Below are 16,841 nucleotides of genomic sequence, written 5' to 3'. Positions count from 1 at the left end.
CGTCTCCCTAATCATTGCTAATATAGCAAGGCAATGTGGGCAAAACTTGACAGTAGTTTCCTGCAAAAACGGCACGAAAACGCAGCAAATGCGCCTTTCGTGCCGGTCTTTACCTGAACATCAGAGGCGGTAACTTAAACCGCCCTCACTCTATTCAGCGCATTTCTGTCGGAGCATCCGCGCCGATAATCGACAATCCGGATACCAAGACATCAGAAACAACCTGCACCAGCCCTAACCTGGCAAGTGACAAGTTTGTATCGTTAACCTTAATAAAACGTAAGTCCGGGTTGTCCGAGCCACGATTCCACTGAGAATGGAACGCACTTGCGAGATCATAGAGGTAAAATGCGAGCCTGTGCGGCTCCTGATGAATGGCCGCAGTCTCAATCAGACGCGGATATTCAGCGAGCTTACGCACCAGCGCCACTTCGCTCTCATCCGTGAGCAGAGACAGGTGTTTTGCCGCCTCTTCACGTTCGATTTTTTCCAGACCAAGCTGCTCTTTTGCCTGACGGAAAACCGAGTTCGCACGTGCAGACGCATATTGCACGTAGAATACCGGATTGTCTTTGGACTGTTCCGTCACCTTGGCAAAATCGAAATCCAGCGACGCGTCATTTTTGCGGTAAAGCATCATGAAACGCACAGCATCGGAACCAACTTCATCCACTACATCGCGCAGCGTAATAAACTGGCCTGAACGCTTGGACATACGCACAGGTTCACCATCACGGAACAGTTTGACCATCTGGCAGATCAGCACTGTCAGCTCAGCCTTGCCTTCAGCAACAGCTTTCGCCACCGCTTCCAGACGCTTGATATAGCCGCCATGATCAGCACCGAGGACATAGATCATTTCCTCAAAGCCGCGATCAAACTTGTTTTTGAAATAAGCAACATCCGCAGCAAAGTAAGTGAAACTGCCGTCAGACTTAACCAGCGCACGATCCATATCATCGCCGACTTCAGTTGAACGCAGCAATGTCTGCTCACGGTCTTCCCAATCGTCCGGCAGCTGGCCTTTTGGCGGCGGCAACTTGCCTTTATAGACATGACCTTTGAGCGTCAGATCATTGATCGCGGTGCGGATCAGCTTGGCATGATCGGCATGCAGGCTGCGCTCGGAGAAGAACAGGTCATGATGCACATTGAGGGAGGCCAGATCATCGCGGATCAGCGCCATCATGGCATCAATCGCACGGTCTTTTACCAGTGGCAGAACTTCTTCTTCCGGCTTTTCCAGCAGCGACGAGCCAAATTCCTTGGCCAGTGCCTGACCAAGCGGCACCAGATAATCGCCCGGATAAAGACCGGCAGGAATTTCGCCAATATCTTCGCCCAGCGCTTCGCGGTAACGCAGCATCACGGATTTAGCGACAACATCAATCTGCGCACCGGCATCATTGATGTAATATTCTTTGGTTACGTCATAACCGGCAAATTTCAGCAGATTGGCCAGCACATCGCCGACAACCGCGCCACGGCAATGACCGACATGCATCGGACCGGTCGGGTTAGCGGAAACATATTCTACATTGACCTTACGCATACCGCCCATTTTCGAACGGCCGTAATCAGTGCCTTCTGCCAGCATAACGCCCAGCTGACGCTGCCAGTAATCATCATTCAGACGCAGATTGATAAAGCCCGGACCTGCCACATCAACGGATGCAACATCCGCATCGCCTTTCAGCGCTTCAGCAATTTTGGCTGCCAGTTCACGCGGATTGCTGCCAACCGCCTTGGAGAGCACCATGGCCGCATTGGTGGAAATATCACCATGTGTAGCATCACGCGGCGGCTCAACACCAACACGGGAAACATCCAGTTCACCACCGTCTTTGTCTTTCAAACCAAGATCTTGCAGTGTTTTTTTAATTTTAACGTCGAAATCAGCAAAGATATTCATAATCTGTCCTGTCGGAACATAAATGCGGAGCAAGGCCGCGATTCACATTCAATCAATTGAACGTCATGCAATGGGGAAGCTCAGCGCCTCGCAAATCACACAGTCAGAAATGGCAGTTTTGCAGCCCGTTTAAGCCAAGTCGGGCGTATGGTCAAACAATCGTCGGTGTTCACGCACGGCATAATTATCAGTCATGCCTGCAAGGAAATCCGCAATCTGACGCGCAAAGGCCGAAGTCTCGTTACCGGCAATCCCTGCCCGCCAGTCGGCAGGCATCGCATCCGGCGCCGTCATATAAGCATCGAACAGGTCTTTCACGACCTGATCGGCATTTTTGCGGATCGGCACGACCTGCGCGTTGAAATAGAGATTCCGGTAGAGAAACCTCTTCAAGGTTTTCTCGGCAATTGCCATATCCGGCGAAAAACCGACCATCATCTCACTGGCCGCACGCACATCATCCACACTCTGCGGATTGAATTTTTTGATCTGATCCTGCGCATGCGCAATCACATCCTCAACCATACGGGTGATCTGCCTGCGCATCAGTTCATGGCCACGACGTACCGGATCAAGCTTCGGATAAAGGCGATGCACTTCCTGCAGAATATCGCGGGTCAGCGGCACTTCCTCCAGTTGCTCGAGCGTGAGCAGACCGGAGCGCAGACCATCATCAATATCATGAGCATTATAGGCAATGTCATCGGCAATCGCCGCACATTGCGCCTCAGGACTGGCAAAGCCGGAAAGCTCCAGATCAAAACGCTCATTATATTTAAGGATCGAACCCGGAACCGGCTCCCCATCCGAATAAGTACCGGTCAGCGGGCCGTTATGTTTGACCAGCCCTTCCAGCGTTTCCCATGACAGGTTGAGCCCGTCGAATTCCGCATAGCGCTTTTCCAGCAAGGTCACGATGCGCAGCGACTGCGCATTATGATCAAAGCCGCCATAATCCGCCATTTTCTCATTCAGGGCATCTTCGCCCGTATGGCCAAATGGCGTATGACCGAAATCATGCACCAGCGCCACGGCTTCAGCCAGATCTTCATCCAGCCGCAATGCACGCGCCAAAGCACGGGCAATCTGCGCCACTTCAATCGTGTGCGTCAGCCTTGTGCGGTAATGGTCGCCTTCATGGGCGATAAACACCTGTGTCTTGTGCTTTAATCGTCGGAAAGCAGTTGAGTGGATAATACGGTCGCGGTCACGCTGATAAGGCGTGCGTGTTCGGCTCTCGGTCTCATGCACCAAGCGTCCGCGCGTTTGCGCAGGGTCGCATGCATAAGGAGCACGTTCACGATAGCCGAAACCAATACTGTCCATCATTCTTCCTGTTATGATTTGTGTTTCATCAACCAAAATCCGCAAGCTTGCGCAAAGCACATCAGGCCTTTCGCAACAATTGCACTCTGCTGCATTATCATGATTGCAGTGCAAAATAACAGGTTTGATATGCAGTGCAGTATAAAACTTTAGGGCAAATGACGTGTGACAGGAGATTGCGCCCTCTGCACCTCTGACCTATATTATAGTCCTATCAACATATATCCTGTGCGGAACTTGAACCGCCCATGATTTTAAGGTGACTATTATGACGGACATTTCCGTATCGGATGCGGCGGCCAAACGCATTGTCAAAATTCTGCAAAAGCAAGCCGACAAATCAGCCCTGCGTATTTCCGTTGAGGGCGGCGGTTGCTCAGGCTTTTCCTACAAATTCGATCTTGTCAGCGATACCAATGATGATGATCTGATTATTGAAAAAGACGGTGCCAAAGTGCTGATCGACAGCATTTCCGTGCCTTATATTGACGGTTCGGTTATTGATTTCATTGACGATCTGATGGGACAGTCCTTCCAGATCAACAATCCGAATGTCACATCATCCTGCGGCTGCGGTGTCAGTTTCGCAATCTGACCGGTTTCTGCCATGAATAGCTGCCGCATGATCTGAAATGCGGCAGATTTTTTTATAAAACTCAATACGGGGATACGTCTTTGAAAATTGCCACATGGAACATTAACGGTGTCAAAGCACGTATCGAAAATCTGCTGCACTGGTTGCAGGAATGCCAGCCTGATGTCGCCTGCCTTCAGGAAATAAAATCCGTAGACGATCTGTTCCCGCGATTGGAAATTGAAGCCCTTGGCTATCACGTAGAAACCCACGGTCAGAAAGGCTTTAACGGCGTTGCCATTCTCTCGAAGGTCTCACCGGTTGAAGTCAATCGCGGGTTACCAGGTGACGACAGCGATGAGCAGGCACGTTTTATCGAAGCCGTTTTCACCACTGAAAAAGGTGTGATCCGTGTCGTTTCGCTCTATCTGCCAAACGGCAATCCGGTGGATACGGAAAAATACCCTTACAAGCTCGGCTGGATGCAGCGTCTGGAAGACTGGGCGAAAACCCGTCTGGAACTGGAAGAACCGCTGGTGCTCGCCGGTGACTATAATATCATCCCGCAGCCGATTGATGCCAAACATCCGGAAAACTGGGTGAATGACGCGCTGTTCCTGCCACAGAGCAAACAGGCATTCCGTCGTCTGGAAAATCTCGGTTTTTATGATGCGATCCGCAATGTCAGCGATGAGCAGATGTTCTCATTCTGGGATTATCAGGCCGGCGCATGGCAGAAAAATAACGGTATCCGCATCGACCATCTGATGCTGTCGCCGGAAGCTGCCAATCTGCTGGATGGCGCGGAAATCGAGAAACACACACGCGCATGGGACAAACCGTCTGACCATGTGCCGGTTGTTATTCAGCTTAGCTGCTGAAATTATTCAATAATTTTAAGATCATAGCGCCGCAACCTGAATCATTTTGCTAAGTTGCGGTGCCTGCACAACTATTTCTACTCAGAGTAAAACAAACAAGTGCTAGTGCTGGCCGACGAGTGCAATCGCATTACGGCGGTCAGCCTCACCGGCAACCGAAAACGCCTGTTCCTGCATCGCACGGATCCATTCGCAATCCTGATCCGAACAACGCTCAAAAGCAGCCGTCAGCATCGCAAGGCCGCGAACAGTCTTACCGGCCTGAAACAGCATATTGCCGAGCATAGCCTGCGCATTGGCATTGCCTTTTCTGGCAGCCAGCTGGAACCATCGTGCAGCCTGCGTTTTGTTCTTCTCTACCCCGTCACCTTTGAGCAGCATAGCGCCAAGCTCATATTGGGCAGTCGAGTCGCCAAAATTGGATGCGGCCTGCACATAGAGATCACGGGCCATATCAGGATTGGAACTCACAGGGGTGCCGGGAATACCGCGCTTGAGATAGCGCGCCATCTGCACCAGTGCACCGGCCACATAAGATTCGTTCTGCGAACCCGGCTCTGCGCCTTCATGGACGATTTTTTCAAAAATTTTATAGGCTTCGTAATCGTTTTCCGGAACACCGTCGCCCTGAGCATACATGCTCGCCAGTTTCCAGTTCGCGCCCGGATGTCCCTGATCTGCCGCATAGCGCAGAGCTTTCAGCGCTTCATCCTTATGGCCGTTCTTAAAGGCGGATACCCCGAATTTGAAAACCTCAAACGGATTGCTCTTCTTGTCCGCATTGTCCGGAATATCAAAGGCAAACGCACTGCTGCACACCAGATAGAGTGCAACACCGGCTCCACAAACAGAATACGCGATTTTCTTAAACGACCCGATCACGACAGCATTCTTTCATTATCGTTTGCCAAAATAACTTTGGTAAAGGACAAGTTAACAAGATGAGAAAAACTAGCCATTTTTTCAGGCAAGATTGCGACCTGTGAATAAAGTCGGCTAAACAGATTTCCTTCAGCAGAGCCCGCACCTAAAGTCATCATGCAAGACTGCACGCTAACCTGCGGATTTTTTTGAGAAAAACTAGAATTCTGCAATTACCGACCTCAATGAAAGGCAAAGATTGTTTCACATTTTGTCAGGACTAAACTTTGCCTGCCTCCCATCGGTGCTCCGCATTTATGGCGGGAAATAGGCCAAGTTCGTCTCCGTGAACCTTAGCGCGGCTGAAAGGTAAATACTGTTACCAAAACAACACAAATTTACGCTGATATATAAAATTGCCCCCTCAAAACCACGAAACAATCCGGTTTCAGAGCGTCATAGTTGTCATCCCGTTGCGAAATATAGTTAAGCAAGTGATTATAAATCTTGGTTTTATAGAGAAGCAGGATTTTCTGAAGAATCGCTGTCCAGAATCGATTCTCTGTGTGTCAGCAGAGATGCATATACGATTTCAGCCGTGCTTGCGATAATCCTCTTTTCTTCAGACAACAGCGCCTTATAGTCCGCCTTATGAAACCATCTGCTTCGGGGCGCAGACCTCAACCTTACAGACGACAGCCGCAGCGCCGCAGCAATCGCAGGCACTATCGCAAACCCTATTCCTTCCTTCGCCGGTCAGGGATTGTGACTGCACTGCTGTTGCTGGGCATATATGCTTTGATGCAGTCTTTTATGCCGCAATGGGCAGAAACTGTTTCCGGCAGCAATCAGCCGCGTCAGCCTGTTCGTGCGAACAAGAATGAAGCCTTGCCAGCGCAACTGAGCGGTCGCGGCGGCAGTCTGCATATTTACGATGGTGATACAATTGCCATACAGGGGCAGCGCATAAGGCTGAAAGGCATGGATACGCCGGAAACCCAACAGAATTGTAGAATTGACGGTAAAGATTATAGCTGCGGGCGCAATGCGACTGCGGAATTACGTCGCCTGATCGGCAATCAGACTGTTACCTGTACAGCGGACGGACGAGATCAGTATGATCGCATCCTTGCCTTCTGCAAGGCCGGAGAGACGGATCTCAACCGCACGATGGTCGAGCAAGGCTGGGCAGTCTCCTACGGCCTCTATCAGCGTGAGGAAGCACAGGCACGCAAGAATAAACGCGGATTATGGGCGGGGGAATTTGAACGCCCCGGCAAATGGCGGCGGGAAAATCAGTCACGCTAGAGCATTTCACAGTCAAGTTGGACCAACTTGACGGCTGTGATAATGCGACCAAACAAAGACTCTAGAGCGAGTGACATGAATACACTTAAGTGCGACACGCTCTAGAATGAGCGCAACCGGAGCAATCAGTAATATGGCAACGGCATTGCAGACACTGCAAAATCAGATCAATGACTGCAGAATTTGCCGCGATCAACCGCTTGGTCCACGCCCGCTGGATCATGAGCCAAGGCCGGTATGCATCTCCTCCCCGACAGCCAGAATTGCCATATGCGGTCAGGCGCCGGGTATCCGTGTGCATAATACCGGCATTCCGTTTAACGACCCCTCCGGTGTGCGGTTGCGCCAATGGCTCGATGTGACACCGGAAGAGTTTTATGACGCAGAGCGCTTTGCGATCATTCCCATGGGTTTCTGCTTTCCGGGCTATGACAAACATGGCGGCGACCTGCCCCCGCGCCGTGAATGTCGCCTGACATGGCATGACCGGCTGTTTGATCTCATGCCGCAAATCGAGCTGATTATTGCCATTGGCAGCCATGCGCAGGCATATCATCTCACCCGCAATCCGAGTTATCGCGAATATTTACAGGCACAGCAAAAACCGCTCAATATGACCGAGACTGTGAAAAACTGGCGGCGCTTTATCGAGAGCAATCAGAATGACGGCCCTGCCGTGCTGCCGCTGCCACATCCGTCATGGCGAAACAGCGGCTGGCTGAAACGTAATCCGTGGTTTGAAAACGAGCTTTTGCCGGTGCTTCGTCAAAAAATCCGGCCTTTATTGTCGAGATAAAAATAATTTCTAACTTAATGCAATTTGATAGTATTATATTCTTCGCGTTTAATCGCGCGCTCATCCATAAGGTATATAGTTTCAAAATTATACAATTCGGCCCTTAATGTGAGGCAAAATGGACAGACTTGACAGAAAAATTCTCCGTCTGTTGCAGGAAGATGCAACGCTGGCAGTAGCAGATATTGCCAAAAAAGTTGGCCTGTCCACCACTCCGTGCTGGCGCCGTATTCAGAAACTGGAAGAAGACGGCATTATCAAACGCCGCGTCGCTGTGCTTGATCCGGTCAAGATCAATGCGCGTGTCACAGTCTTTGTTTCGGTGCGCACCAGCTCTCACAGCCATGAATGGCTGAAGCGTTTTGCTGAAGTCGTGCAGGAATTTCCGGAAGTGGTGGAATTCTACCGTATGAGCGGAGATATTGATTATCTGCTGCGCGTTGTAGTGCCGGACATTGCCGCCTATGACGCTTTCTACAAGCGCCTGATCAGCAAAATCGAAATCCGCAATGTTTCTTCATCTTTCGCCATGGAGCAGATCAAATATACGACAGAACTGCCACTGGATTATATGGTGCTTGATAAAGACGGTAACTAACCCCATCCCCAAACGATGAAGCAACATAGAAACAGACAGAGCATTTCCCGTATTACAATTCCAAAAGGAAATGCCCGGCTCCACAAAAAATGGCACTATCCCACGGCAAGGATAGTGCCACTTTTGCTACAGGCGACATGAAATACCGGCCAATATAAATTGTAAAAAACGCAGCGGATATACCAGCGTAAATACATCCTTCGGCTGACTTCTCAGCAAATATTACTTTGAGTAAAATTGTCGCCTGCTCTTAAAACCCTCATACTCCAATACGCATCTATCTTAAAAACTGACAGGCTGCGCACAACCGCAATTAATTGCAGTTTTGGCAAATTATTTTTGAATCCCAATAAAAAATTACCGAAAAAGCACCGCCTCAAAGTTGCAAAAAATCCGGCGCGCTCACACGGCCGGATTTTTTTATTTCTGAGACTGTGTTTCGAATTACGAAACGCTGCGGCCATTCATACCGGCATCTTCAGCAGTTGCCATAGAGACATGACATTGAGCAGCGGTTTTCACCAGACCGGCTGCCAGTGCAGCACCTGTACCGGAACCAAGGCTGATATTCAGATCAAGCAATGGTGTCTTACCCATTTTCTCCAGCAACAAGCGATGCCCCGGCTCGGAAGACACGTGGGAGAACAGGCAATGATCCAGCGCATCACCATTCATCGCCAGCAGAATGGCTGCGGCGGCGCTGGCGACATAACCGTCAATCAGCACCGGAATTTTCTCGGCACGCGCGGCCAGAATTGCACCGGTGATCGCAGCCAGTTCACGGCCACCCAGACGGCGCAGCACTTCCAGCGGATCACGCAGATTACCTTCATTGAGAGCAACAGCTTTTTTCACCGCAGCGATTTTTGCAGGCAACACACTTGCATCTTCACCGGCTGCCAGTGACACCCAGTCCTCAGCCTGACCGCCAAACAGCGCCAGAGAAATCGCCGCCGCAATGGTTGTATTACCAACGCCCATTTCACCGATGCACAAAAGATCCGTACCACCGGCAATTGCTTCCATGCCAAAAGCCATAGTTGCCGCACAGGTACGCTCATCCATCGCCGCAGTCACGGTAATATCTTCGGTCGGATGCTCCAGCGCCAGATCAAAGACCTTCAACCCCAGATCATTGGCAATGCAAATCTGGTTGATGGCAGCGCCGCCCGCAGCAAAATTATTGACCATATCCATAGTCAGCGATTGCGGCTGCGAGCTTACACCTTGCGCCAGCACACCATGATTACCGGCAAAAATTGCCACCAGAGGACGCATGATCTGCGGCTTGGCTTTACCGCTCCATGCAGCCAGCCATTCCGCGATCTCTTCCAGACGCCCGAGTGAGCCGACAGGTTTGCTCAAACGCGCTTCACGTTCACGCACCGCTTCGCCAGCGAATTCGCTCGCTTCCGGAAGCTGGCTGATAAGTTCACGAAAATCATCAAATGGCAGTCCGCTGGTACTCACGTTATCAAATCCGTCTTTTAGCCGTAGTGGGGGAAATTCATCTGCGCCTGCTATACGCCCTGCTCACAGTTTTTCAAAGTGCAGAAAAATGAAATTATTGTGCCCGCAGGCCAAAGCCTCCATATAAAGACATGCTCTGCTTCGGCAGGATCATCCGACAGTCTCAGGAACAATGACTTCATGAACCGTTTATTCTGGCTGGTTATCGCAGCAATTGCCATTCTTCTGCTCGTTCTGATCGTCAATGACGAGAGCGGCACAACACTCGGCCTTGCCAATGATGATTTTGCCGATGCGGCCTATATGAGCATTTTCGGCATAGTCGTGGCTGCCGGTTTGCTGGGTTCCGGTATTCCGCTCAATCATATGATGCGCAATATTGCGATTTGGGCGGTGATTATTCTCGGTCTCGTCACCGGCTATCAATATCAGTATGAACTGACCAATATTGCCAATCGCGTCACCGCTGGGCTGATACCGGGCAATGCAATCAGCGGAAATAGCATTGATGGTGCTGAAACTGTCAGTATCGGTCAGTCGTCCAACGGTCATTTTGAAGTCAATGCACTGGTGAACGACCAGCGCGTGCGCTTCATGGTCGATACCGGTGCCTCCACAATCGTGCTGACACAGGCTGATGCTGAAAAAGTCGGTATTGATGTCAGCAGTCTCAGCTATACGAATCCTGTCAGCACAGCCAATGGCCGCACTATGGCTGCATCGGTACGGTTGCAGGAAATCCGCATCGGCAATATTACCCGTCAGAACCTGCGCGCACTGGTTTCACAGGAAGGCCAGCTCAGCGGCAGCCTGCTGGGTATGAATTTCATGAACAGCCTGAGCGCCTATACTGTGCAGCGCGATCAGTTGATCCTGACCGACTGAAAAAAACCGTCAAGCTGGACAGGCCGGTCTTTAACCATTATGTCCGCGCAGAAACATCCGCAGAGAAGACGCCGTAAAGAAGATCATTGTGACCAGACCAGAAAAACTCTATGCCGCCAAAACCTTTTCCATCGCGCCTATGCTCGACTGGACGGACAGGCATTGCCGTTTTATGCACCGTCTGCTCACCCGTCATACTTTGCTCTATACGGAAATGGTGGTGGCCGATGCTGCCATCCATGGCAAGCGTGACCGTCTGCTCGGCTTCTCGGAACAGGAACATCCTGTCGCTCTGCAACTTGGCGGCTCTGATCCGGTGAAACTTGCCGAGGCCGCCAAAATCGGCGAATCCTTCGGCTATGACGAGATCAATCTCAATGTCGGCTGCCCGTCAGACCGCGTGCAGTCGGGCGCTTTCGGTGCCTGCCTGATGCTGACACCGCAACTGGTAGCAGACTGCGTTGCGGCTATGAAACAGGCCGTGAAAATTCCGGTAACAGTGAAATGCCGTATCGGCGTGGACGATCAGGATCAGGAAGCCGCACTCTCAGAGCTCAGCCGCATGGTGATTGCGGAAGGCGCAGATGCGCTATGGGTCCATGCGCGTAAAGCGTGGTTGCAGGGGCTATCGCCGAAAGAAAACCGCGATATCCCGCCGCTGGATTATGACCGCGTTTACCGCCTGAAACAGGATTATCCGCAGCATTTTGTCGGCATTAATGGCGGGATTACCAGCCTTGATGACACCACAACCCATTTGCAGCATACAGACGGCGTGATGATGGGGCGAACGGCTTATCACACACCGATGGTGCTGCGTGATGTGGATCGCCTTGTTTATGGTGATGAAACCGCACCGATGTCGATGGAAGACGTACTGGACGTGATGTGCGACTATGCTGACCGGCATATTACCGAAGGCGGCCGTCTTGCTCATATCAGCCGCCACATGGTCGGGCTGTTTCAAGGTCAGGCGGGTTCACGCCGCTGGCGGCAAATTCTCTCGACAGATGCCACACGCAATGATGCGGACAGCAAGATCATCCGCAAAGCCTATCAGGTGATGTGCGAAACCGCTGCCGAGGTGGAAGAAAACAACGCCGCCCGTGCGGAACAGGCAGCGGAATAATTGCAACTATTCTGCAAATATAAAGCGCAGACCTAATCTGCCTTATGGTGAGACGAAAATTGTGCCTTTTGAGAACCGGAGCGCAGCGTACTTATAGTACGTGAGCACCGGAAGCGGAAAAAGGTGCAATTTGCAGGCCATCAGAGGGCAGATCAACTCACTCTTTTAGATTCTCGCCAGACTGAGCGCACTACCGGCACATCGTCAATGGCATGAACGCGCACGAGATCGGCACGCAGACCTTCTGCGATTGAGCCGCGATCTGTCATACCGACAGCTTTTGCCGGATTGGTGCTGACCATGCGGATAGCCTGCGGCAGATCAATATGCTCCACCACATGAGCAAGGTTGAAAGCCCCCTGCAACATGCTGAAAGGGATGTAATCCGACGAGATAATATCCAGATAGCCTTTTTCGGCCAGTTCCAGAGCAGAGACATTGCCGGAATGGGAGCCGCCGCGCACGACATTCGGCCCGCCCATCATCACGCCGATACCGTTGGAGTGCGATGCCGCAGCGGCTTCAACCGTTGTCGGGAACTCGGCAACCGCCACACCATGAGCCACGGACTCATCGACATGGGCTTGCGTCGCATCATCATGGCTTGCCAGCATAATGCCGTTGGCATGGCAATAATCAGCAATCAGCGCACGGTTTTTCGCGGAGTTGCGCTGTGATTCACCAACGCGCCGGTCACAATAGACCTGATAATCGTCTTCGCTGACTTTGTTCTTGCGCATGAAATAGATGCGGTAAGATTCCATATCCGGAAACTGCCGCTGCCCCGGTGCGTGATCCATCAGGGATGCAAGGCGCACTCCCGATGCGCCACGCAGACGCTCAAACGCACTGATACAATCATTGGACGAAACTTCGCAGCGCAGATGCAGATAATGCTCGGCGCGCAAACGGCCTTTGCTTTGTGCAGCCTGCAATGCATCTGCTAGCAATAGCATGTCATCAATCACGACTTCACATTCGCCGTCATGGCCGACGCGCAGTGCATCAAAAACCGTTGTGATACCGGAGGCGGCGATCTGCGCATCATGCGCCTGAATAGCCGCCAGCGGGTTCCAGCGCACTTTCGGTCGTGGTGCATAATGGCCTTCAAGATGATCCGTATGCAACTCAACCAGACCGGGGATCAGATAATCCCCGTGCATATCCTTACCCGATGCCGAGATTGTATTATCAATCGCAGCAATCTTTCCGTCGCGCATGACAACCGTGCCCCTGATAATTTCATCAGGCAGCACGATCCGTGCATTGGTCAGGATTGTTTCGGCAGATTTACTTTGGTTTGGAGCGGACATATCTTCTCTTAAATTTTATAGGACTATTCAGCCGCGGCTTTTTCCAGCTGCAATTCCGCTGAAACCGTATTCTGCGCAGCAACCGGCTTACCCGTCAGCGGGTGAAGCGAGTGCACTTCGAATGGTACACCCGATTCTGCCTCGGTAAACAGAGCCAGATTGGTGATCTTGACCGGTTCATTCAGCACGGGCGCGAAAAACTCTTCCAGCACATTACGCACATGCGCCTGTTTTTCCTCCGGCACTGCGCCGGTCAGGGTCATATGAAAGCGGAACTGCTCGAACACATAAGGATAGCCCCACTGGTCGAGATTGGCACGGTGGATCGCATCCATTTTCTCGGGCTTGCGCTTGGCCAGTTCCTGCGCATTCAACGGCGCACGAAAGCGCTCAAAATGCACCACCACATCATTGGCCAGCTGCTGAAGTTCCGCACAAGGCTCGGATACGACCAGCGCAAAGAAAGGTCCGATCTGCGAAACTTTGAGCTTAGGCAACTGCACAGCCTGATAGCTGGAGGCAAAATGCATCATCGCAGAGAGAAGCTGGTGTTCTTCATAATCATCATGCAGGCGAAACGGTGCTTTCAGCGTCGCATGAAAACCGTAGCGGCGTGGCTCTTCAGTCAGAGCACTGACCTCATCAGGGCTGACGGAACCAATCACCGGCGTGCGCACAACCATACCGTTAAAAGCATTGCGACCGAGCCAGTTTGCAGCCACCCGCAGCAACGGATCATGAGCAGAAGGTGTGAAATATATTCCGTATCGCATAAAAATCCCTTTTTCACAGGTTTACGAACCGGCATGTCAGACGGTGTCATACCATGCTTTGCCATAAGTGGCCTGATGATGCGGGCTCTATACCCTCACAGTCCGCACCTATTATGACAAGATGCTGAAAAAACGCCTCAATACCCAAAAAACTGAAAAACACCGGACAGGTTTTTACAAAAAGACGTTTTGAATCAACAGAGTTAAGCGTCTTTTGGCCAGTCCGGCAATCACATTGGTAAAATAGGTCAGAAAAGATTTCCGATAACTGCCAAAAATCTCAGCCTGAAACGGATGGCATTGATATCCATATGCCATCCGGCGATTTAAAATATGCTCAGGCTTACAGGCCTAATCCGCCGATGCAGACATATTTGGTATCGAGATAGTCTTCGATTCCCTGATGTCCGCCTTCTTTGCCAAGACCGGACTCTTTCAGACCACCAAACGGTGCCTCAACGGTTGAGATAAGTCCTTCATTGACGCCGACGAGACCATATTTCAGCCCTTCCATCACACGGAAGGCGCGACCAAGATCCTGCGTATAGAAATAGCAGGCAAGGCCGTATTCGGTATTATTGGCCTGTTCGACTACATCTTCTTCGGATTTGAATTTATACACCGGTGCAACAGGGCCGAAAATTTCTTCTTTGGTGAAACGCATACGTGGTTTGGCATCGGCAATCACGGTCGGCTCGAAATAGCTGCCGCCCAGTGCGTGGCGCTTGCCGCCGGTAACAATACGGCCGCCTTTTTTGGTCGCATCAGCGATGAATTCTTCAACCTTTTCGACTGCATTCATATCAATCAGCGGCCCCTGCTGGGTACCGGAATCCATACCATTGCCGACTTTAAGCTGCTCCACAGCTTCTGTGAATTTCTCAACAAAGCGGCTGTAGATTTTGGATTGTACGAAGAACCTGTTGGTGCAAACACAGGTCTGGCCGGAATTTCGGAACTTGGCGGCAATCGCACCGGCAACCGCGCGATCCAGATCAGCATCATCAAAAACGATAAACGGCGCATTGCCGCCCAGTTCCATCGAGACTTTTTTGACAGTGCCTGCTGTCTGCTTCATCAGCAGCTTACCGATTTCGGTCGAGCCGGTGAAGGTCAGTTTGGCAACCTGCGGATTGCGGGTCAGTTCGCCGCCGATTTCGCTGGCAGAACCGGTGAGAATATTAACCACACCTGCCGGAATCCCTGCTTCTTCACACAGTACGCCCCATGCCAGACCGGAATAAGGTGTCTGCGTTGCCGGTTTCACCACGACTGTACAGCCCGTTGCCAAAGCAGGGCCGATCTTGCGTGCCAGCATGGAAGACGGAAAATTCCACGGTGTAATCGCCGCGACAACGCCCACCGGCTCTTTGGTCACCATAATACGGCGATCTGCCCAAGGGGACGGCACCACATCACCATAAACGCGCCGCGCTTCTTCCGCATACCACAGAATATAGGCGGCAGAGCTTGCTACCTCACCTTTGGCTTCCGTGAACGACTTGCCCTGCTCCATGGTCAGAATTTCAGCCAGCGCATCCTGATTGGCCAAAATCAAATCATGCAATTTGCGCATTTTCTGCGAGCGCTCATTGGCTGTGGTTTTGCGCCAGGTTTTAAAAGCTTGTGCAGCGGCTTCAATCGCGCGCGCAGTCTCTGCCTTACCGGATTTCGGGATTGTGCCGATCGCCTTGCCGGTCGCCGGATTCATAACATCGATCGTGGCACCGCTATCTGCAGCCACCCACTGGCCGCCGATCAGATTAGCCTGTTTGATAAACCGGCTGGTATTCGCATTCATAACTTCTCTCCTCACGACAATACATGCAATTACCCTCAAAATCGCATGCTTGTTTCCCGCTCAGATCAAGGGCTTTGGCGCGGATAATGTCAAGGGATCAGCGCGAAAAACCGCCTCACTCCCAAACCGCCTGCGCCAGAGCGATCCACATTGCCAGCGTAACAGCAGATGCAGCCGTCGCCAGCACCATCGAGGTTGAAGACAGTCCCTGTCCCACGCCGAATCGCGTAGCAATCAGATAGGAATTAACACCCGATGGCAGCGCCGCAGCGGTAATTGCCACCTTAGCCGTCAAAGGCGGCAGCCCGACCAGCCATGCCATAGCAAAAACCACAGCAGGCATCAGCATCAGTTTGAAAGACGCATTCACACCGGCGGCAATCACATTGCCGGAAATGCCGAATTTCTTCAGCCCCATCCCCATGGCAAACAGCGCCAAAGGTCCCGATACATCTGCCAGCATCGAAATCAGCTGCATCGATAATTGCGGAATAGAAAAGCCCGAAAGGCGCACCAGCCAGCCCGCAAGAATGCCGATAACCAGCGGATTGCGCAGCAAAGACGTGATAAATTTAACCGCCGTGTCATAACGGCTGGTTTCACCGCTGATTATGCCGTCTTTGCGCAAAGCCCATTCATTCAGCATCAGCGATGCGGCCATCATCAGCGGCATATGAATACTGATAATCAGCGAAATAATCACCAGCCCCGCCTCGCCGTAAATGCCGAGCATCAGTGGCATACCGAGAAAAACCAGATTGGAAAAAGCGCCGGTCACACCGGCGACCACACCTGCCCGCCGGTCACGGCCGAACATGAAACGGATTCCGCAATGCGCGGCAGTCCATGCAATAACGACACCGGTAAAATAGACCAGCCACAATTCCCAAGGATTACTCGACTGAAAATCGGCAGTCATCATTGTGCGGAAAAGCAACAACGGCGTAGAGACGACAAATACGAAATCAGCAAGACCGTCTCCGGTCGTATCGCTCAATATCTTCAGCCTCGCAAATATGTAGCCAAGCATAATAATGCTGAAGATAATTGTAATTGTGGCCGCGAGACCCATATTTCACCATACTTATCTGCAATGCCGCGAAGAAATTATGCTTTAAAGCATTCTTGATTCCTGCGCAGATTTACAAATTTCTTGTAAATCGCCAAACTCTTGCTGATTTCTTCATAAATTTGCGCAATATGAAAGATCAGTC

The 16,841-nt window shown here is 51.4% G+C and carries 15 protein-coding genes; 7 read left to right on the top strand and 8 right to left on the bottom strand.

The features are described from left to right. Positions 1–154 precede the first annotated feature (154 nt). Positions 155–1,912 (bottom strand): arginine--tRNA ligase, encoded by a 1,758-nt coding sequence (argS, locus tag BKD14_RS06890; protein WP_075654867.1) that lies wholly within the window; start codon positions 1,910–1,912, stop codon positions 155–157. A gap of 129 nt (positions 1,913–2,041) precedes the next feature. Beyond that, entirely contained in the window at positions 2,042–3,241 is a 1,200-nt protein-coding gene (locus BKD14_RS06885) for a deoxyguanosinetriphosphate triphosphohydrolase (RefSeq protein ID WP_139316348.1), read from the bottom strand. 265 nt (positions 3,242–3,506) lie between these two features. On the opposite strand from BKD14_RS06885, the gene erpA reads away from it, so the two are divergent. Both erpA and xth read left to right on the top strand, forming a co-directional pair. Further along, on the top strand, positions 3,507–3,833 hold the full coding sequence (gene erpA, locus BKD14_RS06880) for an iron-sulfur cluster insertion protein ErpA (RefSeq protein WP_075654866.1): 327 nt from the start codon (positions 3,507–3,509) through the stop codon (positions 3,831–3,833). Positions 3,834–3,913: 80 nt separating this feature from the next. After that, positions 3,914–4,693, top strand: a complete 780-nt coding sequence (gene xth, locus BKD14_RS06875) for an exodeoxyribonuclease III (RefSeq protein ID WP_075654865.1) — start codon at positions 3,914–3,916, stop codon at positions 4,691–4,693. Positions 4,694–4,795: 102 nt separating this feature from the next. Here the strand turns inward: xth and BKD14_RS06870 are convergent, their stop codons facing one another. Next, entirely contained in the window at positions 4,796–5,554 is a 759-nt protein-coding gene (locus tag BKD14_RS06870) for a tetratricopeptide repeat protein (protein ID WP_139316382.1), read from the bottom strand. 765 nt (positions 5,555–6,319) lie between these two features. Here BKD14_RS06870 and BKD14_RS06865 point away from each other — a divergent pair. The 3 genes from BKD14_RS06865 (at position 6,320) to BKD14_RS06855 (ending at position 8,256) form a co-directional block, all read left to right on the top strand. Further along, positions 6,320–6,862, top strand: coding sequence for a thermonuclease family protein (locus BKD14_RS06865; protein ID WP_245293586.1), 543 nt, complete (start codon positions 6,320–6,322; stop codon positions 6,860–6,862). Positions 6,863–6,995: 133 nt separating this feature from the next. Next, a complete protein-coding gene (locus BKD14_RS06860) occupies positions 6,996–7,658 on the top strand; it encodes a uracil-DNA glycosylase family protein (protein ID WP_075654864.1) in 663 nt (220 codons plus the stop codon). Positions 7,659–7,776: 118 nt separating this feature from the next. After that, positions 7,777–8,256, top strand: a complete 480-nt coding sequence (locus BKD14_RS06855; RefSeq protein WP_022711499.1) for an Lrp/AsnC family transcriptional regulator — start codon at positions 7,777–7,779, stop codon at positions 8,254–8,256. A 444-nt stretch (positions 8,257–8,700) separates the two neighbouring features. Here BKD14_RS06855 and cobT read toward each other — a convergent pair whose 3' ends face one another. Then, positions 8,701–9,726, bottom strand: a complete 1,026-nt coding sequence (gene cobT, locus BKD14_RS06850) for a nicotinate-nucleotide--dimethylbenzimidazole phosphoribosyltransferase (protein ID WP_075654863.1) — start codon at positions 9,724–9,726, stop codon at positions 8,701–8,703. 180 nt (positions 9,727–9,906) lie between these two features. Between cobT and BKD14_RS06845 the strand changes: the two genes are divergently transcribed. Then, the gene (locus BKD14_RS06845) at positions 9,907–10,611 is read left to right on the top strand and encodes a TIGR02281 family clan AA aspartic protease (RefSeq protein WP_075654862.1); all 705 of its coding nucleotides are present in this window, start codon (positions 9,907–9,909) and stop codon (positions 10,609–10,611) included. Between the two features lie 88 nt (positions 10,612–10,699). Next, entirely contained in the window at positions 10,700–11,740 is a 1,041-nt protein-coding gene (dusA, locus tag BKD14_RS06840; RefSeq protein WP_280949115.1) for a tRNA dihydrouridine(20/20a) synthase DusA, read from the top strand. A gap of 152 nt (positions 11,741–11,892) precedes the next feature. On the opposite strand, the gene BKD14_RS06835 is transcribed toward dusA, so the two are convergent. From BKD14_RS06835 to BKD14_RS06820, 4 genes are all read right to left on the bottom strand, one after another. After that, entirely contained in the window at positions 11,893–13,053 is a 1,161-nt protein-coding gene (locus BKD14_RS06835) for an alpha-D-ribose 1-methylphosphonate 5-triphosphate diphosphatase (RefSeq protein ID WP_075654860.1), read from the bottom strand. Positions 13,054–13,076: 23 nt separating this feature from the next. Continuing rightward, on the bottom strand, positions 13,077–13,826 hold the full coding sequence (locus tag BKD14_RS06830) for a DUF1045 domain-containing protein (protein ID WP_022711504.1): 750 nt from the start codon (positions 13,824–13,826) through the stop codon (positions 13,077–13,079). A 343-nt stretch (positions 13,827–14,169) separates the two neighbouring features. Beyond that, positions 14,170–15,627 carry an NAD-dependent succinate-semialdehyde dehydrogenase gene (locus BKD14_RS06825; protein WP_075654859.1) on the bottom strand — a complete coding sequence of 486 codons (1,458 nt, stop codon included), beginning with the start codon at positions 15,625–15,627 and terminating at the stop codon, positions 14,170–14,172. A gap of 115 nt (positions 15,628–15,742) precedes the next feature. Continuing rightward, complete coding sequence (locus BKD14_RS06820; RefSeq protein ID WP_075654858.1) at positions 15,743–16,699, bottom strand: AEC family transporter; 957 nt, start codon at positions 16,697–16,699, stop codon at positions 15,743–15,745. Between the last annotated feature and the right edge of the window lie 142 nt (positions 16,700–16,841).

The sequence above is a fragment of the Pseudochrobactrum sp. B5 genome, from assembly GCF_001939785.1.
Lineage (GTDB): Bacteria > Pseudomonadota > Alphaproteobacteria > Rhizobiales > Rhizobiaceae > Pseudochrobactrum > Pseudochrobactrum saccharolyticum.
This window is presented reverse-complemented; position numbering and strand designations above follow the sequence as displayed.